Raw genomic sequence first — 24,139 nt, 5'->3', positions numbered from 1 at the left:
TCTCCTTCAGATGGTGGAGGCCGGCGCGCGGTGGGCCGCCGGAATGAGGGACAGTGCGGTCGCGGCCAGTGCGAGCACCGCCGCGCCGAGGAACGCGCCGGCGAAGTCGGTGCTGTGACCCGCCGTGGCCATGGCGATCAGGGCGGCCAGGCCGAGCGCGCCGCCGAGCTGGCGGGTGGCGTTGATCAGGCCGCTGAGCAGGCCGGTCTCACCCGGGGTGGCCCCGGACACCGCCAGCGTGGTCGCGTACACGAAGCCGAGCCCGAGGCCCGCGCCGATCAGCAGGAACGGGCCCAGCAGGGCCGTGGCGTACTCACTGCCCGGACCGCTCTGGGCCAGCCAGAACAGCCCGCCGGCCAGCGCGGCCAGCGCGCCGATCAGCGCGGGGCGCAGCCCGACGGGCCTGGCCACCCAGGGCGCGGCGAAACCGCCCAGCGTGATCATGACGGCGATCGGCAACTGGCTCAGGCCCGTCGCGACCGGCGACATGTGAAGTACCTGCTGCTGGAACTGCGGCAGGAAGTAGAACAGGCCCACCGCCACCGCGCCGAGCAGCAGCATCACGGTGTTGGCGATGACCACGGGGGCCTGGCGGAAGACGCCGAGCGGGACGAGGGGCTGGGCGGAACGCCGCTCCGCGACCACGAACGCCCCCAGCGCGGCGACGCCGACCGCAAGGCTCACGATGGTCCGCGGTGAGCCCCAACCGGCCTCCGGAGCCGAGATCAGACCGAGGGCCAGCGCCGACGTGCCCAAGGTGATCGTGGCCGCGCCCGCCAGGTCGAACCGCCCCGGCCTGGCCGGGGACGGCGGCACCGCCTTCCAGACCGCGGCGGCCGTGAGGCCCACGATGGGCACCGGCAGCCAGAAGATCGCGGGCCAGCCCAGGGCCTGGGTGACCACGCCGCCGAGCGCGACCCCCAGCAGGCTGCCCGCGCCCGCGACCCCGCCCCAGACGCCGAGCGCGCGGCGGCGCTCCTCGGCCCCCGCGTAGAGGCCGAGCATCAGCGAGAGGGCCGCGGGCGTCAGCGCCGCCGCCCCCGCGCCCTGGACGATCCGGGCGGCGATCAGCATGGGACCGGTCGCGGCCAGGGCGCACGCCAGGGACGCGAGCACGTACACCGCGGCCCCGGACAGGAACACCCGCCGCCCGCCGAGCACGTCGGCGAGCCGCCCGCCGAGCAGCAGCAGCCCCGCGAAGGCGATCAGGTAGCCGTCCACCACCCACGAGAGTTCGGCCGTGGTGAGGCCGAGGGCGGCGCGGATCGCCGGGGTGGCCAGGTTCACCATCGAGGCGTCGAGGATCACGATGCCCGCGGCGGCGGCCAGCCCGGCCATGGCCAGGCCCCGCGAGGCGGGCGGCCGGTCATGCCGTGCCAGGGAGTCGGTCTGGGGGTTGCGCATACCCTCTCCAGGTCACTAGGACTTCTACTGAGAGAGAGTATGCAGTACTAGAAGTAGAACTTCAAGTTGTAGTTATAGCCTCTAACGGATCAGGTGCTCTCCAGGTGCGCGAGGATGTGCCGCAGGGAGGTGGCCAGGTCGCGGCGGCGTTCGCTGTCCAGCTTCTGCACCACGAACGCCTCCTGCCGGTTGAACTCCGGGAACAGGCCCAGCATCAGCCGCTCCCCGGTCGGGGTGAGCGCCAGCATCACCCGCCGCCCGTCCGTGGGATGCGGGAACCGCCGCAGGTGGCGGTAGGACTCCAGCGTCTTGACCACGCCGGTGAGCGTGCCCTTGGAGATGCCCGCCTCGGCCGCGACGTGCCGGGGCTCGCTCTCGCCCCAGATCCACACCACCCACATCACCACGAAGCCGGTCCAGGTCAGGCCGGTGTCGCGCAGGACGGTCTGCTCAAGATGGTTGCGGATCGCCGAGGAGGCGCGGTAGATGTTCGACACCGCCCACATGGCCTCGAAATCGACGTTCAGGCCGCCCAGTCGCTGGCCGATCGCCTCCTCGGTCTGACGCAAGGTGTGGTGTCCCGTCATAGCGCGGAAGTATAGTTTGGCACCTAACAACCGACTTTCGGGTGGCTCACGTACGGGACCAAACGATCCGGCCGTCGAAGACGGTCAGCTCGACCGGGGCGGCGACGAGATCGGCGGTGTCCGTCGCGCCGCTCACGAACAGGTCGGCGGCCATGCCCTCGCCGATCGTACCCTTCCAGGTCTCTGCGAAGTCCTGGCGCGCTCCCGCGGTCGTGTACGCCGCCAGCGCCTCCTCAAGCGTGATCCCCTCGCCGTCCCGCGCGATCAGCGCCGACACGCCCGCCCGCCAGTCCGGGCCGGTCACCGGGGCGTCGGAACTGCACGCCGTCAGCACGCCCGCGTCCAGCGCCGACCTGGCCGGCCACTCCCGCTCGGCCGCCTCCGGCCCGAACATGTCCCGCGTCGTGCCCGACTCCAGGCGTTGCAGCACCGGCTGGAGGTTGATCCCGTAGCCCAGCTCGCCCAGCGTGGCCAGGGCGGACTTGGACGCGTACTGCCCGTGGATCACGTAGTGCCTGGCGTCGTCCCTGGGGTGCTCGCGGGCGACCGCCGCCAGCGTGTCCACCACGGCGTCGATGCTGCGGCTGCCCACCGCGTGCACGCCCACCTGCAACCCGGCCATGTGGATCAGGCGCAGGATCTCGTCCAGCTCGGCCACCCGCTCGGTGTCGGTCGCGCCGTGCGTGCACAGCGAGCCGTGCCCGCCCGACGGGTACGCCTCCCGCATCCACGCGGTCTCCGACGGCGGGATGCCGTCGGCGAACACCTTCACGCCGAGCAGCCGGACCAGCCGCTCGTCCACGCCGTCCAGGTCCTTGGGCAGGTCGGCGAGGTAGGCCACGGTGTCCGCGACGGACGCGCCGGACATCGGGCTGGGCAGCCCGAGCACGCTCACCCGCGCGGTCAGCTCGCCCGCCCGCGCCAGCTCGGCGTACGCGGGCAGCACGCTGGCCCCCATCCCGCCCGCGAACAGCTCCCCGCCGCCGGGCCCGAGCCCCGGTTCGGTGAAGCTGGTGATGCCGTGGCCGTTCAGCTCGGCCACCACCTCGCGCAGCACCCGGATCATGCCGCCCGCCGGGGCCGGGACCAGGCGCTGCACCCGCCCCTGGTCGGCGTGGTGCAACAGCCCGTCGCCGGTCACCCCGGCCAGTTCGAGGGCCTTGGAGTTGGCCCAGGTCTCGTGGCCGGAGTAGTCCTGGAGCACCACGGGGTGGTGCGGGGCCACGTCGTCCAGGTCGGCCTTCGTCGGCAGCCGGTGTTCGGCCAGCTGACCCGGGTTCCAGCCGGTCCCGCGGATCCACTCGCCCGGCCTGGCCCGGCGTACCGCCTCGGCGACCCGCTCCCGTATCTCGGCGATCGAGCCGGCCGCGACGTCCAGGCAGAACGGCGGGCGGTGCAGGCCGTAGCCGCAGGCGTGCAGGTGGGAGTCGTTGATGCCGGGCAGCAGGAGGCGGCCACGGAGATCCACCACCTCGGTGCCGGTCCAGCCCGCGGCGTCACCGACGTGCGCGATCGTCCCGCCGCGCACCGCCACGCCGGTCGCGTACGGCCGCGCCGGGTCCATGGTGAGCACGCGCCCGTTGACGAACAGCAGATCTGCCTGGTTCACGAATCATCTCCCAGATATGCGCGCTTCAGCGCGGCGTCGGACTCGCGCAGCGGTGTGGGGTCGCCGCCGTAGGTGAGCGTTCCGTGGGCGAGCACGTACGCCGTGTCGGCCAGGGCCAGCGCCGCGTGCGCGAACTGCTCCACCAGCAGCACCGCGCAGCCCTCGTCGGCCAGCTTCCTGATCACCGGCAGCAGGCGGCGGACGATGCCGGGGGCCAGGCCCAGCGACATCTCGTCCAGCAGCAGCGCGGCGGGGCCGGTCAGGATGGCCCTGGCCAGGACGAGCATCTGCTGCTCGCCGCCGGACAGCAGGCCCGCCCGTACGTCGAGCCTGCGTTCCAGCTCGGGGAACAGTTTCACGGCGAGCGCCGGATCGCCGACCAGCGCGATGTTCTCGCGGGTGGTGAGGGTGCCGAACACGCTCCGGCCCTGCTCGACGTGCGCCAGGCCGTACCGGGCCCGGCGGGTGCGCGGCCGGCCGGTGAGCGTCCGGCCGCCCAGCTCGATCTCGCCCTTCACCGCCGGGACCACGCCCGAGATCGCTTCGAGCAGCGTCGTCTTGCCCGCGCCGTTCGGCCCGAGCAGGACCGTGACCCGGCCCTCCCCGGCGGTCAGCGTCACGTCCCTGACCACCGGCTGGCCGCCCCTGGCCACGCTGACGTCCCGCAGCTCAAGATTCATGGGTCGCCTCCTCCGGCTCCTCGCCCAGGTAGGCCCGCAGCACCCGGGGCTCGGCGAACACCTCGGCGGGCGGCCCCTCGGCGATCACCTCGCCGAAGTCGAGCACGGTCACGCCCGTGCAGGCCGCCCTGACCAGGTCCAGGTCGTGTTCGATGAGCAGCACCGCCGCGCCGTACCGGGCGGGGACCTGGGCGAGCCACGCGCCGAGCCGTTCGCTCTCGGCGTGCCCGAGCCCGGCGGCCGGTTCGTCCAGTACCGCGACGGCCGGGCGGGCCAGCAGCGTGCCCGCCACCTCCAGCAGCCGCCGGGTGCCCACGTCCAGCGCCGCGATCGGGTCGCCGGGCGCGACCGCGACCAGCCCGGCCAGCCCTTCGGCCAGCTCGGCGTCACTGAGCGGGCGGCGGGAGGCGAACCGCAGGTACTCGCGCACGGTGAGCCCCACCGGCACCCGGTCCTGCTGGAACGTCCGGCGCAGCCCGGCTCTGGCCCGCCGGTGCACGGCCAGCCCGGCCGCCTGCACGCCGCGGACCTCGACCGTGCCGCCCCCGGCGGACACGAACCCGCTGATCGCGTCCACCAGCGAGGACTTGCCCGCGCCGTTCGGACCGACCAGCCCGTGCACGCCTCCGGCGGGCACGGTGAGCGAGACGTCATCGACCGCGACGACCTGCCCGTACCGCACGCTGACCCCGGAGATCCGCAGGGCGTCCGGCCCGGTCGTGTCGGCGGGCGCGGTGACGGCGGGGGGTTCGACGGCGGTAGGCGCCGCGGGCGTACGGCGGCGTCGCCGCAGCAGCGCGCGCAGCCCGTCGCTGATCCCGGAGCCCTGGGTCATGGCCTGGACCGCGCCGACCGCGAACACCACGTTCGCCCACTGCTGCGGCACGCCGAACCGGCGCAGCAGCTCGGCCACCAGCACGCCGAGCGCGCCGCCGATCAGCGCCCCTTCGGCGTGGTGCGCCCCCGCCATGATCGCCACGGCGTACGCGACCAGGGACTGACCGGGGTCGAAGTTGCGCGACACGACCATCGCGAGCTGCCCGGCGAGCAGCGCCCCGGAAAGGCCCGCGATGAACGCGCTGACCGCGAAGGCGCTCAGCTTGGCTCCGGGCACGCTGGTCCCGGCCGCCGCCGTGGCGCGTTCGGACTCCCGCAGCGCCCGCCACGAGGCCCCGAGCCGGGTCCGCCGCACCACGGCCAGTGCCACCGCGACCAGCGCGAACACCCCGCAGCAGAACAGGAAGTACTGGCGTTCTGAGGCCAGCCCCGCGGGCCTGCCGACCACGATGCCCTGGCTCACCCCGGGGAAGGACCCGGCGGCCATCACGATGTCCACCGTGGCCGCGAAACCGAGGGTGATGATCGCCAGGTGCACGCCGCGCAGCCGCAGCGCGGGCAGGCCGATCAGCAGGCCGAACGGCACCGCGGCCAGGCCCGCCAGCGGCAGCCACACCCACAGCCCGCCGGGCACGCCCCACACGTTGAGCTGGGCCGTCGTCCACGCGCCGATGGCGGCGAAGGCCATCTGGCACAGCGAGACCATCCCGGCCTGCCCGGCGACCACCCCGAGGCTCTGCAACAGCACGCCGGAGATCACCGCGGACATGGCGAGGAACACCCAGTAGGCGGGCAGCCCGGCGGCCAGCCCGTACGCGAGCACCGCCAGCCCGGCGGCGATGCCGACCCGGCGCAGCAGCACGACATTAGCGGGACGCATCCCACACCTCCCTGCGCCGGCTCCACACGAGGATCAGCAGGATCGCCGCGAACGGCACCACGTCCCGGTACTGCTGCACCGCCGCCGACCCCGCGAGCAGCCCTTCCACCAGGCCGAGCGCGATGCCGCCCGCCAGCGCCCCGTCCAGCCGGCGCAGCCCGCCGAGCAGGGCGGCGGCGCACGCGGGCACGATCAGCATGCTCAGCGAGAGGATGTCGCTGGTGCGCACCGGTGCGACCAGCAGCAGCACCAGCGCGGCCAGCGCCCCCGCGAGCGCCCACACGGTGATGGTGAGCGCGCGGGTGCCGATGCCGAGCAGTTCGGTGGTGACCGGCCGCTCGGCCATGGCCCGCAGCCGCAGCCCGAGCGGGGTGCGGGTGAGGACCAGCGACGTGCCGGCGCCGATCACCACGGCCAGCAGCAGGAGCACCACGGCCCCCTGGGTGACGACCACGCCCGCGATCGTGGCGACCGGCCCGGCCGCCGGGTTCGGCAGCACCCGCGGCTCGTCGCCGAACGCGATGTAGGCGAGCGCGATGATGCCGATGAGCTGCGCGATCGACACCGCGGTACGCGTCTGCGGCCCGCTCTCGGCGAACCACCGGGTCATCACCAGGCCGCACCCGGCCGACACCAGCGCCCCGGCCGCCACCCCCGCGAGGGCCGCGGCCCAGTACGGCAGCCCGGTCCCGGTGAGCGCGGCCATCACGTACACGCCCGCCACGCCGGTGGCCGCGACGGCGAGGTTCACCGTCGCGGTCAGCCGGTACATGGCGGTGAGCAGCAGGCCGAGGGCGGCGAACGTGCCGCCCGCGGCCAGTCCGGAGACCAGGCCCTGGAACATCAGCCGAGCGTCCCGGGGTACTTGACCCATTCGGACGTGACGACCTGCCACTTGCCGCCCTTGAGCCGCACGATCTTGCCCGCCCGGTTGGACAGGTGCTTGGCGGCCTCGCCGAACTCGTACGGCGTGCCGGTCATCTGCGTCTGGATCGGCTTGAGCGCCTTGAACGCCGCCGCCACCGACTGCCGGGTGATCGGGCCCTTGATCGACTTCAGGGCGTCCACGAAGTATGTGGCCGCCAGGTAGCCGCCCTGCCCGAAGGAGGTCAGCGGCACGTTCTTGGCGGTCATCAGCTCCCGCCAGTCGGCGAGCGCGGGCGACTCGGCCTCCGTGAACGGCTCGAACTCGGCGTTGGCGTACATCCCGTCACCGTCCGCGCCGAGCGCCTTGGCCACCGCGTCGGTGTAGGGCGCGGTGGTCATCAGCCAGTCGATGCCGGTGATGTTCTGCTGCTTGACCACCTTCATCCAGGAGATCGCCATCGGCTCGGTGCCGTTGTAGAGGACCGCCTGGCAGCCCTCCTTCCTGGCCCGCAGCACGAACGGCGTGGGGTCGGAGTCCGGTTTGACCGTGCGGTCGTCGAGGGTGAGCTTCTTGCCGGTCAGCTTGGTCCAGCTCGTGACGGCCCCGCCGTAGGCGTCGTTGGTGTTGCCGAGGATCGCCAGGAACATGCAGACCTTGTCGCGTTTGAGCACCTCGGAGGCGTAGTACAGGTTGATCGCCATGTTCAGGTACGGCCCGGTGTTCACCGGGGAGATCGCGGGCGACTCGAAGCAGGTCGGGTCCACGCCGGTGCCCTGGATGGAGACGATGGCCGACTGCTGGTAGAACGGGGCGTTCACGGCGCAGTCGAGCAGGCTGGCCGAGCCGACCAGCGCCACCACGCCCTGGTTGGTGACCACGTCCCTGGCGGCCTGGGCGGCGGCGGCGGGGTCGCCCTTGTCGTCGGCGCTGACGTACTCGATCTTCTGGCCGTTGATGCCGCCCTGCTCGTTGACCCGGTCGAAGACCGCCTTGGCGGCGGCGGAGGAGTCCGGGAAGGTGACCGCCCCGCTCAGCGAGCTGACACCGCCCACCTTGATCGTTCCAGTGCCACCGCCACCGCCGGGGGAGGCGGCCGGGGGCTCATCGGACAGGCCGCACCCGCCGGCGGCGAGCACGGCGGCGAACAGGACGGCGAATGCCCTCTTGGGGATCATGGGCGAGCCTCTCATCGAATTTTGGACGGATCGTAAGGTGCCAAACGATTCGTTTCAAGAGCTAGATCGGTAAAGATCGTTCGGGTATGAAAGCAAGATGGAGCAACCCCGAATGCAGCTCGTGCTGTCCGAGAACTGGACGATGACCTCCGCCCGCGACCTGACCACGCTGGTCCGGTGGGCGCGCGAGGCCGAGGACGCCGGGTTCGACTCGGTGATGATCAGTGAGCACATCGTGCTCGGACCGGACGCCGGGGCGCTCGGGCGGATGGCCAACCCGCGGGAGTACGCGCTGCCCGGCAACCAGGACCCTTTCACGCCCTGGCCGTACTCGCTGAGCCTGCTGGCCGCCATCGCGTCGGTCACCACCCGGTTGCGCCTGTCGGCCACCGCGGTGCTCGCGCCGCTGCGGCACCCGCTCGCGCTGGCCCGCGAGCTGGGCACGCTCGACCTGCTCGCGCAGGGGCGGCTGATCGTGGTGCCCACGGTGAGCTGGAGCCGGGACGAGTACGCGGCGCTCGGCGTGCCGTTCGAGAAGCGCGGCAGGCTGCTGGACGAGCACCTGGAGATCTGGGAGCTGCTGTGGCGCGAGTCGCCGGTGTCCTACCACGGGGAGTTCTACCGGTTCGACGAGGTGTACTTCGAGCCGAAGGCGTACCGGGAGAGCGGGCCGGTGCTGTGGTTCGGCGGCGCGGGGGCCAGTCCGCACCTGGTGCGCAGGCTGGCCCGGTGGGGGAGCGGGTTCAACCCGCTCGGCTATCCGCCGGAGGCGGACATGAAGGCGCTGGCCGAGGGCATGCGGGCGGCCGGGCGCGACTTCGCCGAACTGGAACTCGCGGGCGGCACCCGGGCGGTCTTCCCCGACGGCACGTCCTGCGCGCCGCTCGGGCCCGCGCTGGAGCACATTCCGGAGCGCATGGCGGAGGGGTACACGACGTTCTGCATCAAGCCTTCGCAGTTCATCGACGACCCCGACAAGGTGGGCGATTTCTGCCGCGAAGTGATCCGGCGCGTCACCGCGCCGGCGTCGTGAGGGCCGCCCCGCGCGACCGGCCCCCGTCATCCGGTCGCGCAGGGTCGCCGCGCCGCGGCCATCGGCTACGGCCTGAGCGCCTCCCTGACCAGGGCCGTGTCGGTGAACTGCTCGAAACGGGTGGCGACACCGTCCTTCATGTGCCAGACGTGGGTGAACCGCACCCTCATGTGCTTGCCGGTGGCCCGGTAGGTGCCGCTGTAGTGCCCGATCGCCACGATCACGTCGCCGCCGTCCACGAACTCCTCGGGGTCGGCCCGGTAGCCCTCCCACTCGCCGCCGAGCTTGGCGAACACCTGCGACAGCACCTCGTCGGCCCCCACGTAGGTGCCCGCGTAGGGGAAACCGGCCATCTCGGTCCAGCGCGCGTCGGGTGCCAGCAGGGACACGATGCCGTTGACGTCGCCGTCGGCCGAGGCCGCGTAGGACGCGCGTACGGCGTCGAGATTGTCACTCATGCGTGTTGCTCCTCAGACCGGCCGCTCGCCGGTCGGGTAGTTGATCTGTCCCGGCGGTGTCGGGCTCGTGGTGGGCGGGCCATGGCGGTCGCGGGCGCGAAATCGGGCATGGCGGCTCCTTCTTCCACGAAGTCGTCTATGAAATCATATAGCTTTCTGGCCGGAAAGGAGAGGCGATGAGGCTCAAGGGTAAGGTCGCACTGGTCGCCGGGGCGGGTACGGGCATCGGCGCGGCGACCGCCCGCAGGTTCGTCGCCGAGGGCGCGAGCGTCGTACTCACCGGGCGCAGGCCGGGGCCGCTGGCGGAGGTCGCGGCCGACCTCGGGGAGGCGGCGCTGGCCGTCCCCGCCGACATGGCCGACACCGCCCAGGCGCGCGAGGCCGTGCGGGCGGGCGTGGAGCGGTTCGGGTCGCTGGACGTGGTGATCGCCAACGCGGGCGGGCACGGCGGCAACGCGGTCGCCGACACCGACGACGAGGACTGGCGGCTCAGCATCGAGTCCAACCTGACGACCTGCTTCGTGACCTGCCGGGAGGCGCTGCCCGCGCTGGTGGAGTCCAAGGGGGCGATCGTCGTGGTGTCGTCGATCGCGGGGCTGACGGCGGGCCCGGCCGTGGCTGGATATGTCACGACAAAGCATGCGCTGGTGGGGCTGACGCGTTCGATCGCCCGTGACTACGGGCCCCGGGGCGTACGGGTCAACTGCCTGTGCCCCGGCTGGGTGCGCACCCCGATGGCCGACGAGCAGATGGACGAACTGGTCGAACGGGACGGCATCACCAGGGACGAGGCGTACGCGCTGGTCACCAAGGACGTGCCGCTGCGCCGCCCGGCCACCGCCGAGGAGATCGCCGCGATCTGCCTGTTCCTCGCCTCGCCGGAGAGCGCGATCATGACCGGCAGCGTGATCGTCGCCGACGGCGGCGCGACCGCGGTCGATCTGCCGACCCTCGCCTTCGCCTGATGGACACCTTCGACGTCGTCGTGGTCGGCGCGGGTTCGGCCGGGGCGGCGGTGGCCGGCCGGCTCGCCGGCGACGGCATGCGCGTACTGCTGCTCGAAGCGGGCGGGCCGGACACCGACCCCGACATCCGCGACCCCGGCGGGGTGTTCCGGCTGTGGGGCGGGCCCGACGACTACAACTACTTCACCGCGCCGCAGCGCCACCTCGGCGGGCGGCGGCTGCACTGGCCGCGCGGGAAGGTGCTGGGCGGCTCCTCCTCGCTGAACGGCATGATCTTCGTCAGGGGCGCGGCGGCCGACTTCGACGGGTGGGGGCCCGGCTGGTCGTACGCCGAGGTGCTGCCGTACTTCAAGCGGCTGGAGGACTTCGACCGCGGCGCGGACGACTACCGCGGGGCCGGTGGCCCGGTGCGGGTGATCTCCGACTACACGCCGCACCCGGTGAACGCGGCGATCGTGGCCGCGGCGGTCGAGCAGGGCATCCCGTTCAACCCCGACTGCAACGGCGAGCGGGCCGACGGCGCGGGGTTCTGCCAGCTCACCATCAAGGACGGCCACCGGCACAGCACCGCCACCGCCTACCTGGGCGAGCGGCCGACACTGGAGATCCGCACGGGGGCCCGCGCCCGCAGGCTGCTGCTGCGCGGCAGGCGGTGCGTCGGCGTCGAGTACACCAAGGACGGCACGCCGCATCGGGTCGGGGCCGAACACCAGGTCGTGGTCAGCGCCGGGACCCTCGAATCGCCCCGGCTGCTGATGCTCTCCGGGCTCGGCGACCCCGCCGCGCTGCGTCAGCACGACATCCCGGTCGTCGAAAAACTCCCCGAAGTCGGGCGAAACCTGCACGACCACGCCCTCGTCCCGGTGATCGTGGCCGCCCGCCGTCCGGTGCCGCCCGCGCTGCCCGGCCTCCAGGCCATGCACAGCCAGTTGTTCTGGCGCAGCCGCCCCGGCCTGCCCGCCCCCGACGTGCAGCCGCTGTTCTTCCACATCCCGCTGTACGACGGGGAGATGACCGGCCCGGCGGACGCGTTCACGCTGATGGCCGGGATCGTACGGCCGGAGAGCCGTGGGCACCTCGCGCTGACCTCGGCCGACCCGGACGCGCCGCTGCACATCGACCCGGCCTATCTCTCGGCCGCGGCCGACCGCGCCTGCATGCGGGCGGCGGTCGAGCTGTGCCGGGAACTGGTCCGGGCCGACGCCCTGAAGGAGTGGGCGGGCGGCGAACTCCATCCGGGCGACCGCGACGTGTCAGACCACATCGCGCGGACCCTGGTGACCTACCACCACCAGGCCGGGACGTGCGCGATGGGGAGCGTCGTGGACCACCGGCTCCGGGTGCACGGCATCGAGGGGCTGCGGGTGGCGGACGTCTCGATCATGCCGACCGTCACCTCGGGGAACACCAACGCGCCCGCCATCATGATCGGGGAGCGGTGCGCGGACCTGGTACGCGAGGACCTCTAACGGTGGTGCCGCGCGGTCAGCCTGCATGACATGCCCTCGGGGATCAGCGTCGGGCCGAACAGCGGGCGGACCCGGTCCAGGCCGGGGGCGTCCAGGTCGTGGTCCGTGGCCAGGTGCGCCGCGGTGAGCAGCAGGATCGCCGTGCCCAGGTGGGTGCCGAGGCAGCCGCGTGGCCCGGCGGCGAAGGGCTGGTACGCGCCCGGCGCGTGCGGCGGGTCGCCGCGCAGCCACCGCCCCGGGTCGAACCGCTCGGGCTCCTTCCAGTGACGCTCGTCGTGGTGCAGCAGGTACGGGCTGAACATGATCGCCGTGCCGCGCGGGACCGTCCACCTGCCGAGCGTGACGTCGGTGACCGCGTCGCGGCCGAGCAGCCAGGCGGGCGGATGGAAGCGCAGCACCTCGTTCACGAACGCCTGCGTGAACGGCAGCGCGCGGTCCGGTCGGGCCGCGACCTCCTCCGCCGGGGCGGCGGCCACCTCGGCGCGGATCCGGTCGAACAGGTCGGGGCGGGCGGCCAGGTGGTACAGCAGCCAGCTCCAGGCCCCGCCCATCGTGCCGATCGCGCCCAGCACGGTGATCCCCAGCGCGGCCTGCGCGACGTCGGCGGGCACCGGCTCGTCCCTGGTGAGGAGGTGGTCGAGCAGCGTGACCGGCTCGCCCTGGGACGCCGGGCGTTCCTCGGTCAGCAGCGGCGCGATGGTGTCCCGGATGCTCTGGTCGGCGCGCTGGACGCGGCGGCGCAGCCGGCTGGGCCACCAGCTCGGGATGCGGATGGCCGCCTCCCCGGCCTTGCGGCCCTCGGTGAACGCCGTCAGCAGCGCGTCCGCCAGCCCCGGCGGCGGGTCGGGGAAGTACAGCGGCAGCATGGTGTTCACGCAGACCCGCCAGGCCCGCTCGGCCGGGTCGAACCAGCCGCCTTCCAGCGCGCGCAACTCGCCCGCCAGCGCCGCGCTCACCAGCGGCAACAGACCGGGCAGCGCGGCGGACCGCAGCACCGGCAGCGCCGCCTGGCGGGTGCGCATCCACTGCGCGGTCTGCTCCGGCGTGGGGAACCTGCCGCCGTGCAGCGGGTTGGCGTTGGGCACGCAGTCGCGGTTGGTGTGGACCAGCACCTTGGTGATCTCGGCCGGGTCGGAGATCACGACCACGTCGGTGTCGAACCTGAACACGTCACCGTATTTGCGGCGGCAGTCCTTCAGGAACTCCGCCGGATGGGATTCATAGTCGTCGAGATGACGGCCGAAAACACCATTGCGCGGCCCGGGGATCGGTTCGGCCGTACGCTTTGCCATCGCGCCCTTTCGCCACCATTGAGATAGGGCGGTGCCGGTTTTACGGCCGCCTTCAGGGGCCCCACCGGCACCGCCGCGTGCAGGGTGCTGCTAGCGGAGCCGGTAGATCGGGTAGCGACCCTTCATCTGCCCACGGTGCAGGCGCAATGCGCGCTTGATCAGCCTCGCCATGCTCTCCACCCCCTCTCCTTGACGCGACTATGCCCAGACGGTCACATATTTCGGTAAACAAAGCAATGGGCGGTGGGAGAAGAGCCGATCCGGGGCCGGTGGCATTTTCCGGGAAGCGATATCCGGGATGCCGGGAAGTCATTGATACCGGCCGCCCGAAAATCGCCCTGGTCAGGTGGTACTGGGCGGGCGGAAGCCGTCGAGGGTGAAACGGATCAGGCGGTCGCCCTGCTCGACGCCGCTCGTCTCGCGGGTCCAGGCGGCGGCGCCCATCAGGGCGGTGAGGTCGTCCGCGCGGACCTCCGGACGCAGCAGACCGGCGGCGCGGGCGGCGGCGGTGACGCGGTCGGTCAGATCGGCCATCCGCTCGCAGGACTCGTGCAGCTCCGATGCCTCGTCGTCGAGACCGGCCGCCAGCACGGCGGCCAGCCCGCGGTAGGTGGCGGCGTTGCGCACGCACTCGCGTACCCAGGTGCTCAGCGCCTCGGCCGGGTCGTGCCGGTCGAGCAGGTCCTCGCCCAGCGCGAACAGCGCCTCGTGGCGCTCGCGCAACAGGGCGGCGATCAGCGCCCGGCGGGTGGCGAAGTGGGCGTACACCGTGCCGATGGCCACCCCGGCGGCACGCGCGATCTGCCCGAGCGAGGCGTCCACGCCATGCTCGCGGAACGCGCCGTCGGCGACGGCGAGCAGCCGTTCGACGTTGCGCCGCGCGTCGGCGCGCGGGCGGCGCCGCTTCGAGGTTTCGGTCATGCGCGTACGTCCCCGGAGTAACTTGAGTGGGCCTCGACTTACTTGTACTGTCTCCGCAGGGCCCTCAATCTACTGTTCCTGGACGAAAGGGGGGCCGACCATGATCCTTGTCACCGGCGCGACCGGTTCCATCGGCCGTCACCTGGTACGCGAGCTGCTCGAACGGGACCTGCCCGTGCGGGCCTTCGTCAGAGACGCGGCCAAGGGCCGCGCGCTCGGCTGCGAGTTCGCGGTGGGCGACCTCGACGACCTGTCGTCGCTGGCCACCGCGCTGAAAGGCGTCGACCGGGTGTTCCTCAACACCGGCGGCGTGGTTCCGGTCGATGGCGAGCAGCCCATGGTGCGTCAGCAGCGGACCGCCATCGACCTGGCCCGCGAGGCGGGCGTGTCGCAGGTGGTGAAGCTGTCGGTGTGGCAGCCCGGCCCTGGCGGCAAGCTCTCCGTGGGCGCGCACTGGGCCATCGAACGGCATCTGAAGGAGTCCGGCCCGCCCTGGACGATCCTGCAGCCCAACGCCTTCATGCAGAACTTCCTGACCGGCCAGGCCGCCTTCACCATGAACGGCGACCTGCACGGGGCCTACGGCGACGGCCGCATGTCCTACATCGACTGCGCGGACATCGCGGCCTGCGCCGCGCGGCTGCTGGCGGACGGCGGCGGGATCGGCGAGACGTACGCGCTCAGCGGTCCAGAAGCGCTCGATCACCACACCGTCGCCGCCCGGCTCTCCGCCACGATCGGCAGGACGGTCCGCTACGTGGACCACGCGCCGGAGGAGTTCGCGTCCATCCTGACCGCGCAGGGCGTGCCCGCGTGGTTCGCGGCCGACGCCGCCGCCCTGTACGCCGACACGGCCGCCGGGCAACTCGCCGCCACCACCTCGGCGGTCCGCGACCTGACCGGCCGCGACCCGCGCACCTTCGACGAGTTCCTGATGGCGAACCGGGACCGGCTCCGCGCGGCCACCCACCTGGGCCGCTGAGCGCCCACCGGCCGCCCAGGTCACGGTACGACGACCGTCTAGGTGCCGCTGCCGTTGTCACGGTCGGAGCCGGTCGCGGTGGGGACTCATGTGCGCAGAGTCGCTTCTTGGATACCAATCGTATCGACAGGGTGTGCTGACCCTCCGGCGCGGGTGCGGAGCAGGTCGGCGACGTCGTTCAGGGCCATCTCGATCCGGCCGTGTACGCGCGGGTTGAGCAGGGTGGTCCCGTCGAAGTCCGCGGCGGTGGCGAAGATCGCGACCGGCACGGTCAACGCCTGGAAGAAGCCGAACAGCGGGCGCAGGGCGTGTTCGAGCACGAGCGCGTGGTGCTCGCCGCCGCCCGTGGCGGCGAGCAGGACGAGCTTGCCTGCCAGCGCGTACTGGTCCACGAGGTCGAAGAAGTGCTTGAAGATCCCTGGGTAGGAGCCCCGGAACACGGGGATCGCGGCGATCAGGAGGTCGGCGTTCTCGGCCGTCCTGAGGGCGGCCTCGACGGCGGGGGCGACCTGCTCGCGTTCGACGGCCTGGGTGAAGTCGGGGCCCAGTTCGTAGACGTCGATCCTGGACGTCTCGATGGGCATCTTCTCCGCCAGCGTCGCCAGGACCACATCGACCAGGCCCATCGTCTTGGAGGGACGGTTCGGGCTGCCGTTGACGACCGCGACGCGCAGCGCCGTTCCGGCGGCGGTCATGCCGTCCGCTCCGGCACCGCGGCGGTCTCCCGGCGCACGACGGGCGCGACCTCGGTGCCGAGCCGTTCGATCGCCGCCAGGTGCTCCTTCTGCGGCATCCCGCCGAAGCCCATCTGGATGAGGGCCCGGCTGACGCCGTACAGCTCGTGGTACGTGAGCAGCTTGTCGATGACCTCCTGCGGGCTGCCCGCCAGCAGGCCGGACCCCGGCGACACCTGCGCGTCGAAGGCGGCACGGGAGAGCGGGAACCCCTGGCCGCGCTGGTGGTTGTTCTCCAGCATCCCCTTGGCGAAGTAGGGGTACATGGTCTCCCGGGCCTCCTGGCTGGTGCGCCCGACGTACCCGTGGGTGTTGATGCTGATCGGCAGCGTGGCGGGGTCGTGCCCCGCCTGGGCGGCGGCGGCCCGGTACAGCTCGACGGTCTGCTCGTGGTAGGTCACCGGCCCGAGCAGCAGGGCCAGCGCCATCGGCAGGCCCAGCCGCCCGGTGCTGACCGCCGACGCCGGGGAGCCGCCGACCCCCACCCAGATCGGGATGGTGCCGCCGTCCGCGCGGGGCGCGATGTCGGCGTCGTGCAGCGGCGCGCGGAAGCGTCCCGACCAGGTGAGCGGGTTGCGCTCGCGGATCTTGAGCAGCAGGTCCAGCTTCTCGCGGAACAGGTCGGCGTAGTCCCGCAGGTCGTACCCGAACAGCGGGAAGGACTCGGTGTAGGAGCCCCGGCCCGCGATGATCTCGACCCGGCCCGCAGAGAGCAGGTCGATCGTGGCGAACTGCTCCCAGACGCGCACCGGGTCCTCCGAGCTGAGCACGGTGACCGCACTCGTCAGCCGGATCCGCTCGGTCGCCTCGGCCGCGGCGGCCAGCAGGATCGTCGGCGCGGACCCGACGAAGTCGGTCCGGTGATGCTCACCGACCCCGAACACGTCCAGCCCCACCTGGTCGGCGACCCGCGCCTGCTCGATCGTCTCCCGCGCCCGCTGCCGTGGGGAGGGCATCCGCCCGGTGACCGGGTCTTCCGTCACCTCGCCGAAGGTCATGATCCCGATCTCGAATGTCATCTGCCCGTTCCTCTCTGCGTTGCCGGGGCCGTTTCCGCGGCCACAGCAGTAACAAGTTATCTGCGCAGACAACTATTCCCGATGGTGACACGACCATGACACGGCGCGGACGAAGCGGGAACACGGCCCGCCGATAGTGGGTGGGCGCAAGTGATCGCGAAAGAGTTCGCGGAAGAGTTCGCGGAAGAGGAGGACACACTGTGGTTGATCGCGGAGCATGGGACCGGCGTACGCTGCTGCTGGGAGCCGCGGCGCTGACCGGTGCGGCGGCGACCGCGCCGCTGCTCGGGGGCACGGCCACGGCGTACGTCCGCAGCGGTGACGCGGACGCGCTGTTCGAGGCCGGCGAGTTCGAGCGGGCCGGCCGCGCCTACGAGCGGATCCTGAGAAAGGACCCCGCGAACATGCACGCCGCGCGCCGGCGCGGCCATGTGGCGCTGCTGAGCAACAGGTTCCCCGAGGCCGAGAAGTACCTCACGACGGCCCTGAACCTGGCCCCCGACGACAAGCGGACCAACCGCCTCCTGGCCGACTGCTACACCCGGCAGGACAAGTTCCCCCTGGCCGTACCCCGCTGGCACGCGGCCGGGGAGGAGTCCTACGCCGAGCAGTTCGCGGCGATTCAGGGCACGCCGTACCAGATCCACGGCGACACCGCGCGGGTGCCATGGCAGCAGACGGACCCGTTTCCGCTGGTGGAAGCCTCGATCAATGGCGGACCGCCGAAGAAGTTCTCCTTCTACACCCACGTTGACGCGCTGGGCTTGTCCGCGAAACTCGCCAAGGAGGCCGGGCTGAAGGCCGTGGCCAAGCAGAGGATCGACGCCTTCGGCGACGTCATCTGGCTGTACTACGGCGTGCTGGACTCCTTCCATCTGGGCGGCATCGAACTGCGCAACATCCCCGTCGGGTGGTCGGAGCGCGAATCGGGCGGGGAAGTCGCCCCCGACGCCCACGACGGCATGATCGGCACGTGGGTCTTCTACCACTTCCTCACCACCTTCGACTACGCGGGCCGGTCGCTGATCCTGCGCCGCCGTACCCCCGAGACGGCCCAGCGGGCCCGCGCCGACGCCGCCCGCGCGGGTGCCAGGCCGCTGCCGCTGTGGCTGGCCGGCGGGCACCTGCTGTTCACCGAGGGCAGCGTCACCGACGTCGCCGGCTCCAAGGCGGGGGTGGTGTCCCTGAACCTCGGCGGAACCGGCGAACAGGTCGCGGGCATCTCCGAAGAAACGGCCAAGCGGCTGGGGGTCCGCGTCGACTACGACCGCCCGTTCGCGTCCTTCGCCGCGGGCCGGCCAGTGGAGGGCTACCCCTGCTACCCCAGGGAACTGCGCCTCGGCGGCGTCACCGCCAAGAGCCTCTACAGCTACGCGGGCGGAAAGGACACGCTCGGCGACGAGGGCTTCCACAAGGTGGCCGGCTTCGACCACGCCTTCCACAAGCCCAACAACATCACCCTCGACTTCACCGACATGAACGCCTACGTCGCCCGAGGCAAAGCCGCCTGATCACCCCGGGAGCCGCCGGCGCCTACTCGGATGCGAGCCGGTCCCAGATGCCGGCGAGGGCGCGCAGGTCGTCGTCATCGAGCCGGTCGAGGAAGAGCCTGCGCAGGTCCTGGTACTGCTGACGCCACGCCTTGCGCAACAGCGCCCGCCCCTCGGTCGTCAACGTCACATCGAAGCCCCGCCCATCGACGGCCGACCGCCGCCGCTCGATGAGCCCCCGATGCTCCAGGCGATCCGCCAGCCGGGTGAACCCACCGGTGGACATCAGCCGCCGCTCGGCCAGGTCGGACATCCGCATGCCCTTCTCCCCGGCCTCGCCGAGGAGGGAGAGCACGCTGTACTCGGCCATGCTCACGTTCAGGGGCGCGAGCCCTGCCTCGATCGAGCGCCAGATCCTGTCATGGGTCACCAGGAACCCTCGCCAGGCATCGTCCTCTAGGGGCCGCAACCTCTCAGTCGCCATGACGGCACTGTAGCCCTGCCCCACCCCCTACCCGCCGCCGTACTCACCCGCACGGACAACCACCCTCCCCAACAAGCGAGCACTCCCCGAAGTACCTCCATGGCCTTCGCTTCGCTCAGCCGTGTTCTCTGTGTCGGGCTCCGCCCGACGCTTGCGCCACCGGCTTACTCGCCGCATCGCCTAGAGATCAGATAAACCCGGGAAAGGTGTATTGATCTGCCCGGCACAGACAACGGTGATGAGTCGCCGCTTCCCCAAGCCGCTCTGGATGGGGTGGGATATCGTCCTCTGTGTGCCGCTTCCTCTTCAACGGTTGGCAGATCCCCGCCCTCTGGCAGGGCTGTGCCTGATCTCGTACGTGGGTCGGCGTCGGTGTCGCGGGCCGGTTCGTGGCCGTGATCATTGCGATGGGCTGGTCCACCGGGGTGCCGGCTGAGACGATCGCCTGTCTTCCAGGAAATTGATGCCGCCCGGTGGCCGGGTCAGCCGGTGGTTGACGCGTTCTAGCAGGTAGTCCGCCATTCGGTGGGGCCACCCCGGCGAAGACGACTCTTCCGCGATCGTGGCCGGGGCAGGTCAGGTCAGGACGGCGCGGACGAGGTCGTCGAGGCCGGTGAGCATGCGGTCGGCGGTGTCGGGGGCGTGGATGATGTGGTCGGTGACGCCGTGCATGGCCGCGTACAGGATGGTGGCGGTGACCTCGGGGTCGGCAGGGGGGTGGTCGAGGGCGGCGAGGAGGTCGGCGAGGGTGGTGGTGACCGTGTCGGGGGGGTCGCTCTGGCCGCGGCTCGCCGGGTGGAAGAGCATGTCGTGGAGCCGGACGTCGCCCAGGTACTCGGCCACGCCGGCGCGGATCCACGCCTGGACGCCGGCCACGCCGTGGTGCTTGCGGGCCTCGGCGAGCTGGGCTTCCGCGAACCGCCGGACATAGCGTTCGCGAAGGGCGTCGAGCAGGTCGCCCTTGTTGGCGAAGTGCAGGTAGAAGGTGCCTTTGGCGACCCCGGCCCCGGTGGTCACGTCCTCGATGGTGAAACCGTCGACCCCCCGGCTCAGCAGGAGCGTTTCGGTGGCGTCCAGCAGGTCCGTGCGGCGCTCGACGGCCGGTTTCGTACGTGGCGTGGTTCCCTTCACGAGCCCAGCGTAGAGGTGGGAGGCGGTGTGGAGCCGCCTCCCACCGGCACGGCCTCACAAGGGCAGGGCCGCCGCATGCGGGTCGAGGCCGACGAGGCCGTCGCGTTGGGCCGCGACCAGGCGGGCGTAGTCGCCGCCGGCCGCGAGCAGTTCATCGTGGGTGCCGCTCTCCACGGCCCGGCCCTGGTCCAGGACGATGATCCGGTCCGCGCTGCGGATGGTGGAGAGCCGGTGGGCGATGACGATCGTGGTGTGCCCGTGGCGGAGGTTGCGCAGCGCGGCCTGGATGTCGCGTTCGTTCTCCGTGTCGAGGTTCGACGCGGCCTCGTCCATGACCAGCACCGTCGCGGGTGACACCAGGGCACGGGCGATGGCCAGCCGCTGGCGCTGCCCGCCGGACAGCCGAAGTCCGCGTTCGCCCACCTGGGTGGCGTAGCCGTCCGGGAGGCCGGCGATGAAGTCGTGGATGTTGGCGACCTTGGCGGCGGCGGTGACCTGTTCGTCGGACGCGGAAGGGAGGGCCATGGCGATGTTGTCGCGGATGGTCCCGCCGAACAGGTAGGTGTCCTGGGAGACCAGCGCGATCATCGAGCGGACCTGGTCCGGTGGCAGGTCCCGCAGGTCGTGCCCGCCGAGCGTGACCCGCCCGGAGCCGGGGTCGGCGAACCGGAGCAGCAGCGTCACCAGCGTGGACTTGCCCGCGCCCGAAGGACCGACCACCGCGACGGTCTCGCCCGGAGCCAGGGCGAGGGACAGGCCGCGCAGCACCGGTTCGCCTGCGACATAGGAGAAGGACACGTCCTCGAAGGCCACCGAGGGCGTCAGGTCGCGGACCGGCGTGACGCCGGGCCGCTCGGGCGCGGGCGGCTCCTGGTCGAGCAGGGTGTGGAGGACGTCCGCGGCGCTCGCGGCGTCGTAACTGGCGTGGAAGGAGGTGGCGAGTACGCCGACCGCGCGCAGCGCCTCTCCGGACAGCACCAGGACCACGAAGAGCGCCCCCACATCCAAAGAGCCGCCGGCGGCCCGGACCGTCGCGACCGCCACGGTGACGGCCACGCCGCCGACGATCACCAGCGTGTAGATCATCTGGGCGATCAGGGCGACCGCCATGACCCGGTTCCAGCCGGCGATGAGGCGGTCGGACACCTTCGCGAGCTCGTCCCGCCTGCGCCGCGCGGCGCCGAACGCCTTCAGGGTCACCAGCCCTTGAAGGGTGTCCAGAACGGTGGAACCCATGCCCAGGTAGGCCGCCATCAGCGCGTCGCCCCGGCGCTTGAGCATCCGCGACCACAGCTTGGGCAGTACGAGCGCGGCGACCACGAACCCGGCCACGATCAGCGCCGACCACGGATCGTAGCCGGCCATGACGCCCAGCACGATCAGCGGGGTGAGCCCCACGGCGATCAACGAGGGCAGGTAGCGGGCGTAGTACGCCTCCAGCGCCTCGACGCCCTCCACCAGCGCGCCCTTCACCTCTCCGGTGCGCTCGCCCGCGGTGTACGCGGGCCCCAGCTCGGCCAGTTTCGCGAACGCCCGCGCTCGCAGCTCCTGCTTGGTCGCGGCCCCGGTCAACTGCGCCACGATGTCGGAGGTCCAGGTCAGCCCGAACCGCACCACGGCCGCGCCGACCACTCCGGCCAGCGGCAGGACCTGTTCGGCGATCCCGTCCCCGGCCGGCATTCGCGCCAGCACCCTGGCGAGCAGCAGACCTTGGACGATGTAGGTGACGCTGACCGCGACGTGCAGGGCCACGCCGAGGCAGATGTAACGGCGGACCCCGGTCGCCAGGGCCATGATTCGTCTCACCGGGTACCTCCAGTCGGAGAACGGTAGGTAAGGCGAACCTTAGTTTACTGACCGACGGTCAGTCATGTGAATGGAGTGCCGGGCTCAGGAAGTCATGGATGAGGGCGATCAGGGCGCGGGAGGCGGTGCTGAGGGTGCGGTCGGTGGGGGTGGCCAGGGACAGGGGCCAGCGGAGGTCGGCTCCGGTGACCTTCAGGACGGTCACGGCTTCCTGCGCGGCGAGGACGAAGGACGGCAGCAGGGCGATCCCCAGGCCGTGGCGGACGTAGGCGACGGCTGTGGCGATGTCGGGGATCTCGATGGTGACGCGGCGGGGGACGCCCGCCGTGGCGAAGGCGCGGTCCACCACGGCGCGGTTGCCGAAGCCGATCGGGGAGTCGATGAAGTCCAGTCCGGCCAGTTCCCCGATCGGTACCGAGGCGCGGCCGGCGAGCGGGTGATCGGCGGGGACGACCAGGTCCACGCCGGAGTGGGCCAGGTCGGTGAGGTCGATGCCGGGTGGGCGGGCGCCCGGGAGGGAGACGAAGGCCAGGTCCAGGCGGCGGTCGGTGATCGCGTCGATGAGCCCCTGGGAGCCGGAGGGGGCGGCGCTGGTCCGCACGAGCACGCCGGGGTGGCGGCGGTGGAACTCGCCGAGCAGGGCGGGTACGTCGATCAGCCACACCGAGGTCATGGTGCCCAGGCGTACGGTGCCGCGCAGGCCGCCGTGTACCTCGGCGACGGCGTCGGCGGCGTCGCGGGCGGCGTCCAGCGCGACGCGGGCCTTCGGCAGCAGCGCCTGGCCGGCGTCGGTGAGCAGCACGCGTTTGGGGTTGCGGTCCAGCAGCGGTGCGCCGAGGTCGCGTTCCAGGGCCTTGACCGCGGCGGAGACCGCGGACTGCACGATGTGCAGCCGGGCCGCGGCGCGGGTGAAGTTCTGTTCCTCGGCGACGGCGACGAAGTACTCAAGATGGCGAAGCTCCACGGCTCCCAACTATCGCAGATTCAGATGATCACGAGCTGAAAGTCGCGTTGGACGCGATCGTTCGGCCTCATGAAACTGGGGTACCTGAACCTTTCGTCCTGAAGTGAGAGTGCAGCGCCATGTCCATTTCGACAGATTCGGCTAATCGAAACGCGACGCGGCCGCGCCGGAACCGGCACGGCATCGGCTTCTGGCTGATCAGCCTGGCGTTCCTCACCGCCATGTCGTTCTCGACCGTGCCGACCCCGCTCTACCCGCTGTACCAGGCACATGACGGCTTCTCCACGTTCATGATCACCGTCATCTTCGCCGTCTACGCCGTCGGGGTGGTGATCAGCCTGGTTCTCGCCGGGCACGTCTCCGACTGGATCGGCCGCAAGAAGATCCTCATCCCGGCCCTGGCGTTGCAACTGGCCGCCGCCGTGCTGTTCCTCACCAGCACGTCGCTGCCGGTGCTGCTCGTCGCCCGGCTGATCACCGGCCTGGGTGTCGGCATGATCACCGCGACCGCCACCGCGCACCTGCACGAACTGCACACCGTGCACCGGCCCGGCGCGGCCCGGCAGCGCTTCGAGGTCGTCTCCACCGCCGCCAACCTCGGCGGCCTCGGCGTCGGCCCGCTGGTGGCGGGCCTCCTCGCCCAGTACGTGGACGCGCCGCTGCGCACGCCGTACATCGTCTTCGCCGTCCTGCTGGCGCTCGCCATCGTCGCGGTGACGCTGACCCCGGAGACCGTCGAGGAGCGGATGGTCCGGCCGGCCTACCGGCCGCAGCGGGTCAGCGCCGACCACGGCGACCGGGCCGGGTACATCGCCGCGACCGCGGCGGGGTTCGTCTCCTTCTCGGTGTTCGGCCTGTTCACCTCGGTCGCCCCGGGGTTCGTCGCGGGCGCTTTGCACCAGCCGTCCCGCGCGGTGGCGGGCGGCATCGTGTTCGTCGTGTTCGGGGCCGCGGCGGCCGCCCAGACGCTCACCGGACGGCTGGGCGCGCGGGCCAAGATGACCGCCGGGCTGCTCGCCACCGCCGCCGGGATGGTCGTCTTGGTGGTCGGCATGCACACGGCGGGCCTGGCCGCGTTCCTGATCGGCGGTGCCGGCGCGGGGATCGGCGCGGGCATGCTGTTCAAGGCCGCCGTGGGGGCCGTGGCCGCGATGGCCGCACCGGCCAGGCGCGGCGAGGCCCTGGCGGGACTGTTCCTGATCTCCTACGTCGGGCTGAGCCTGCCCGCCATCGGCGTCGGCGTCGCCACCCGGTTCGTGCCCGCGACCACCGCGATGGGCTGGCTCACCGGGGTGCTGGTCGTGCTGCTCGCCGCCGTCGCCGTCCTCTCCCGCCGCAGGTGATTCCGGCC

22 protein-coding genes are annotated in these 24,139 nt (G+C 71.9%); 6 read left to right on the top strand and 16 right to left on the bottom strand.

Going from position 1 to position 24,139, the window contains the following annotated elements:
- Positions 1-6 precede the first annotated feature (6 nt).
- From DP939_RS06820 to DP939_RS06790, 7 genes are all read right to left on the bottom strand, one after another.
- The gene (locus tag DP939_RS06820; protein WP_113979740.1) at positions 7-1,404 is read right to left on the bottom strand and encodes an MFS transporter; all 1,398 of its coding nucleotides are present in this window, start codon (positions 1,402-1,404) and stop codon (positions 7-9) included.
- An 89-nt stretch (positions 1,405-1,493) separates the two neighbouring features.
- Positions 1,494-1,991 carry a MarR family winged helix-turn-helix transcriptional regulator gene (locus tag DP939_RS06815; protein WP_113979739.1) on the bottom strand — a complete coding sequence of 166 codons (498 nt, stop codon included), beginning with the start codon at positions 1,989-1,991 and terminating at the stop codon, positions 1,494-1,496.
- A 46-nt stretch (positions 1,992-2,037) separates the two neighbouring features.
- Positions 2,038-3,600 (bottom strand): amidohydrolase, encoded by a 1,563-nt coding sequence (locus tag DP939_RS06810; protein WP_225878083.1) that lies wholly within the window; start codon positions 3,598-3,600, stop codon positions 2,038-2,040.
- Positions 3,597-4,280, bottom strand: a complete 684-nt coding sequence (locus DP939_RS06805) for an ABC transporter ATP-binding protein (protein ID WP_113979738.1) — start codon at positions 4,278-4,280, stop codon at positions 3,597-3,599. The genes DP939_RS06810 and DP939_RS06805 overlap by 4 nt, the downstream gene beginning before the upstream one ends.
- The gene (locus tag DP939_RS06800; RefSeq protein WP_113979737.1) at positions 4,270-5,997 is read right to left on the bottom strand and encodes a branched-chain amino acid ABC transporter ATP-binding protein/permease; all 1,728 of its coding nucleotides are present in this window, start codon (positions 5,995-5,997) and stop codon (positions 4,270-4,272) included. Before DP939_RS06800 ends, DP939_RS06805 begins: the two co-directional genes overlap by 11 nt.
- Entirely contained in the window at positions 5,984-6,841 is an 858-nt protein-coding gene (locus DP939_RS06795) for a branched-chain amino acid ABC transporter permease (RefSeq protein ID WP_158578490.1), read from the bottom strand. Before DP939_RS06795 ends, DP939_RS06800 begins: the two co-directional genes overlap by 14 nt.
- Positions 6,841-8,040, bottom strand: coding sequence for an ABC transporter substrate-binding protein (locus DP939_RS06790; RefSeq protein ID WP_199564994.1), 1,200 nt, complete (start codon positions 8,038-8,040; stop codon positions 6,841-6,843). Before DP939_RS06790 ends, DP939_RS06795 begins: the two co-directional genes overlap by 1 nt.
- A gap of 97 nt (positions 8,041-8,137) precedes the next feature.
- On the opposite strand from DP939_RS06790, the gene DP939_RS06785 reads away from it, so the two are divergent.
- Positions 8,138-9,073, top strand: a complete 936-nt coding sequence (locus DP939_RS06785; RefSeq protein ID WP_199564993.1) for a TIGR03619 family F420-dependent LLM class oxidoreductase — start codon at positions 8,138-8,140, stop codon at positions 9,071-9,073.
- A gap of 65 nt (positions 9,074-9,138) precedes the next feature.
- On the opposite strand, the gene DP939_RS06780 is transcribed toward DP939_RS06785, so the two are convergent.
- The gene (locus tag DP939_RS06780) at positions 9,139-9,531 is read right to left on the bottom strand and encodes a nuclear transport factor 2 family protein (RefSeq protein WP_113979733.1); all 393 of its coding nucleotides are present in this window, start codon (positions 9,529-9,531) and stop codon (positions 9,139-9,141) included.
- A 176-nt stretch (positions 9,532-9,707) separates the two neighbouring features.
- On the opposite strand from DP939_RS06780, the gene DP939_RS06775 reads away from it, so the two are divergent.
- Together DP939_RS06775 and DP939_RS06770 are read left to right on the top strand one after the other, a co-directional pair.
- The gene (locus tag DP939_RS06775; protein ID WP_113979732.1) at positions 9,708-10,496 is read left to right on the top strand and encodes an SDR family NAD(P)-dependent oxidoreductase; all 789 of its coding nucleotides are present in this window, start codon (positions 9,708-9,710) and stop codon (positions 10,494-10,496) included.
- Positions 10,496-11,965, top strand: coding sequence for a GMC family oxidoreductase (locus DP939_RS06770; RefSeq protein ID WP_113979731.1), 1,470 nt, complete (start codon positions 10,496-10,498; stop codon positions 11,963-11,965). Before DP939_RS06775 ends, DP939_RS06770 begins: the two co-directional genes overlap by 1 nt.
- On the opposite strand, the gene DP939_RS06765 is transcribed toward DP939_RS06770, so the two are convergent.
- A complete protein-coding gene (locus DP939_RS06765) occupies positions 11,962-13,257 on the bottom strand; it encodes a cytochrome P450 (protein ID WP_113979730.1) in 1,296 nt (431 codons plus the stop codon). The genes DP939_RS06770 and DP939_RS06765 overlap by 4 nt on opposite strands.
- A gap of 342 nt (positions 13,258-13,599) precedes the next feature.
- The gene (locus tag DP939_RS06760) at positions 13,600-14,178 is read right to left on the bottom strand and encodes a TetR/AcrR family transcriptional regulator (RefSeq protein ID WP_113979729.1); all 579 of its coding nucleotides are present in this window, start codon (positions 14,176-14,178) and stop codon (positions 13,600-13,602) included.
- Positions 14,179-14,278: 100 nt separating this feature from the next.
- Here DP939_RS06760 and DP939_RS06755 point away from each other — a divergent pair, with 100 nt between their 5' ends.
- Positions 14,279-15,160, top strand: a complete 882-nt coding sequence (locus tag DP939_RS06755) for an NmrA family NAD(P)-binding protein (protein ID WP_113979728.1) — start codon at positions 14,279-14,281, stop codon at positions 15,158-15,160.
- 86 nt (positions 15,161-15,246) lie between these two features.
- On the opposite strand, the gene DP939_RS06750 is transcribed toward DP939_RS06755, so the two are convergent.
- Positions 15,247-15,855 carry an NAD(P)H-dependent oxidoreductase gene (locus tag DP939_RS06750; protein ID WP_113979727.1) on the bottom strand — a complete coding sequence of 203 codons (609 nt, stop codon included), beginning with the start codon at positions 15,853-15,855 and terminating at the stop codon, positions 15,247-15,249.
- Complete coding sequence (locus DP939_RS06745; protein ID WP_113979726.1) at positions 15,852-16,913, bottom strand: LLM class flavin-dependent oxidoreductase; 1,062 nt, start codon at positions 16,911-16,913, stop codon at positions 15,852-15,854. Before DP939_RS06745 ends, DP939_RS06750 begins: the two co-directional genes overlap by 4 nt.
- Before the next feature lie 200 nt (positions 16,914-17,113).
- On the opposite strand from DP939_RS06745, the gene DP939_RS06740 reads away from it, so the two are divergent.
- The gene (locus tag DP939_RS06740; protein WP_158578489.1) at positions 17,114-18,424 is read left to right on the top strand and encodes a tetratricopeptide repeat protein; all 1,311 of its coding nucleotides are present in this window, start codon (positions 17,114-17,116) and stop codon (positions 18,422-18,424) included.
- A 22-nt stretch (positions 18,425-18,446) separates the two neighbouring features.
- Here the strand turns inward: DP939_RS06740 and DP939_RS06735 are convergent, their stop codons facing one another.
- From DP939_RS06735 to DP939_RS06720, 4 genes are all read right to left on the bottom strand, one after another.
- Positions 18,447-18,887 (bottom strand): MarR family winged helix-turn-helix transcriptional regulator, encoded by a 441-nt coding sequence (locus DP939_RS06735; protein WP_199564992.1) that lies wholly within the window; start codon positions 18,885-18,887, stop codon positions 18,447-18,449.
- Between the two features lie 576 nt (positions 18,888-19,463).
- On the bottom strand, positions 19,464-20,018 hold the full coding sequence (locus tag DP939_RS06730; protein ID WP_113979724.1) for a TetR/AcrR family transcriptional regulator: 555 nt from the start codon (positions 20,016-20,018) through the stop codon (positions 19,464-19,466).
- A 54-nt stretch (positions 20,019-20,072) separates the two neighbouring features.
- On the bottom strand, positions 20,073-21,824 hold the full coding sequence (locus DP939_RS06725; RefSeq protein WP_147267903.1) for an ABC transporter ATP-binding protein: 1,752 nt from the start codon (positions 21,822-21,824) through the stop codon (positions 20,073-20,075).
- A gap of 58 nt (positions 21,825-21,882) precedes the next feature.
- The gene (locus DP939_RS06720) at positions 21,883-22,788 is read right to left on the bottom strand and encodes a LysR family transcriptional regulator (protein ID WP_113979722.1); all 906 of its coding nucleotides are present in this window, start codon (positions 22,786-22,788) and stop codon (positions 21,883-21,885) included.
- 119 nt (positions 22,789-22,907) lie between these two features.
- Between DP939_RS06720 and DP939_RS06715 the strand changes: the two genes are divergently transcribed.
- Positions 22,908-24,131, top strand: coding sequence for an MFS transporter (locus DP939_RS06715; protein ID WP_113979721.1), 1,224 nt, complete (start codon positions 22,908-22,910; stop codon positions 24,129-24,131).
- The last annotated feature ends 8 nt before the right edge of the window (positions 24,132-24,139 follow it).

The organism is Spongiactinospora rosea (genome assembly GCF_003315795.1).
Taxonomy (GTDB): Bacteria; Actinomycetota; Actinomycetes; order Streptosporangiales; family Streptosporangiaceae; genus Spongiactinospora; species Spongiactinospora rosea.
This window is presented reverse-complemented; position numbering and strand designations above follow the sequence as displayed.

What these genes read in the sequence shown, in the direction of transcription:
- DP939_RS06750 (WP_113979727.1), bottom strand. Translation starts at nt 15,855, where the DNA reads ATGACCGCCGCCGGAACGGCGCTGCGCGTCGCGGTCGTCAACGGCAGC.
- DP939_RS06795 (WP_158578490.1), bottom strand. Translation starts at nt 6,841, where the DNA reads ATGTTCCAGGGCCTGGTCTCCGGACTGGCCGCGGGCGGCACGTTCGCC.
- DP939_RS06770 (WP_113979731.1), top strand. Translation starts at nt 10,496, where the DNA reads ATGGACACCTTCGACGTCGTCGTGGTCGGCGCGGGTTCGGCCGGGGCG.
- DP939_RS06755 (WP_113979728.1), top strand. Translation starts at nt 14,279, where the DNA reads ATGATCCTTGTCACCGGCGCGACCGGTTCCATCGGCCGTCACCTGGTA.
- DP939_RS06760 (WP_113979729.1), bottom strand. Translation starts at nt 14,178, where the DNA reads ATGACCGAAACCTCGAAGCGGCGCCGCCCGCGCGCCGACGCGCGGCGC.
- DP939_RS06735 (WP_199564992.1), bottom strand. Translation starts at nt 18,887, where the DNA reads ATGGCGACTGAGAGGTTGCGGCCCCTAGAGGACGATGCCTGGCGAGGG.
- DP939_RS06790 (WP_199564994.1), bottom strand. Translation starts at nt 8,040, where the DNA reads ATGATCCCCAAGAGGGCATTCGCCGTCCTGTTCGCCGCCGTGCTCGCC.
- DP939_RS06715 (WP_113979721.1), top strand. Translation starts at nt 22,908, where the DNA reads ATGTCCATTTCGACAGATTCGGCTAATCGAAACGCGACGCGGCCGCGC.
- DP939_RS06780 (WP_113979733.1), bottom strand. Translation starts at nt 9,531, where the DNA reads ATGAGTGACAATCTCGACGCCGTACGCGCGTCCTACGCGGCCTCGGCC.
- DP939_RS06775 (WP_113979732.1), top strand. Translation starts at nt 9,708, where the DNA reads ATGAGGCTCAAGGGTAAGGTCGCACTGGTCGCCGGGGCGGGTACGGGC.
- DP939_RS06805 (WP_113979738.1), bottom strand. Translation starts at nt 4,280, where the DNA reads ATGAATCTTGAGCTGCGGGACGTCAGCGTGGCCAGGGGCGGCCAGCCG.
- DP939_RS06815 (WP_113979739.1), bottom strand. Translation starts at nt 1,991, where the DNA reads ATGACGGGACACCACACCTTGCGTCAGACCGAGGAGGCGATCGGCCAG.
- DP939_RS06765 (WP_113979730.1), bottom strand. Translation starts at nt 13,257, where the DNA reads ATGGCAAAGCGTACGGCCGAACCGATCCCCGGGCCGCGCAATGGTGTT.
- DP939_RS06820 (WP_113979740.1), bottom strand. Translation starts at nt 1,404, where the DNA reads ATGCGCAACCCCCAGACCGACTCCCTGGCACGGCATGACCGGCCGCCC.
- DP939_RS06785 (WP_199564993.1), top strand. Translation starts at nt 8,138, where the DNA reads ATGGAGCAACCCCGAATGCAGCTCGTGCTGTCCGAGAACTGGACGATG.
- DP939_RS06800 (WP_113979737.1), bottom strand. Translation starts at nt 5,997, where the DNA reads ATGCGTCCCGCTAATGTCGTGCTGCTGCGCCGGGTCGGCATCGCCGCC.
- DP939_RS06745 (WP_113979726.1), bottom strand. Translation starts at nt 16,913, where the DNA reads ATGACATTCGAGATCGGGATCATGACCTTCGGCGAGGTGACGGAAGAC.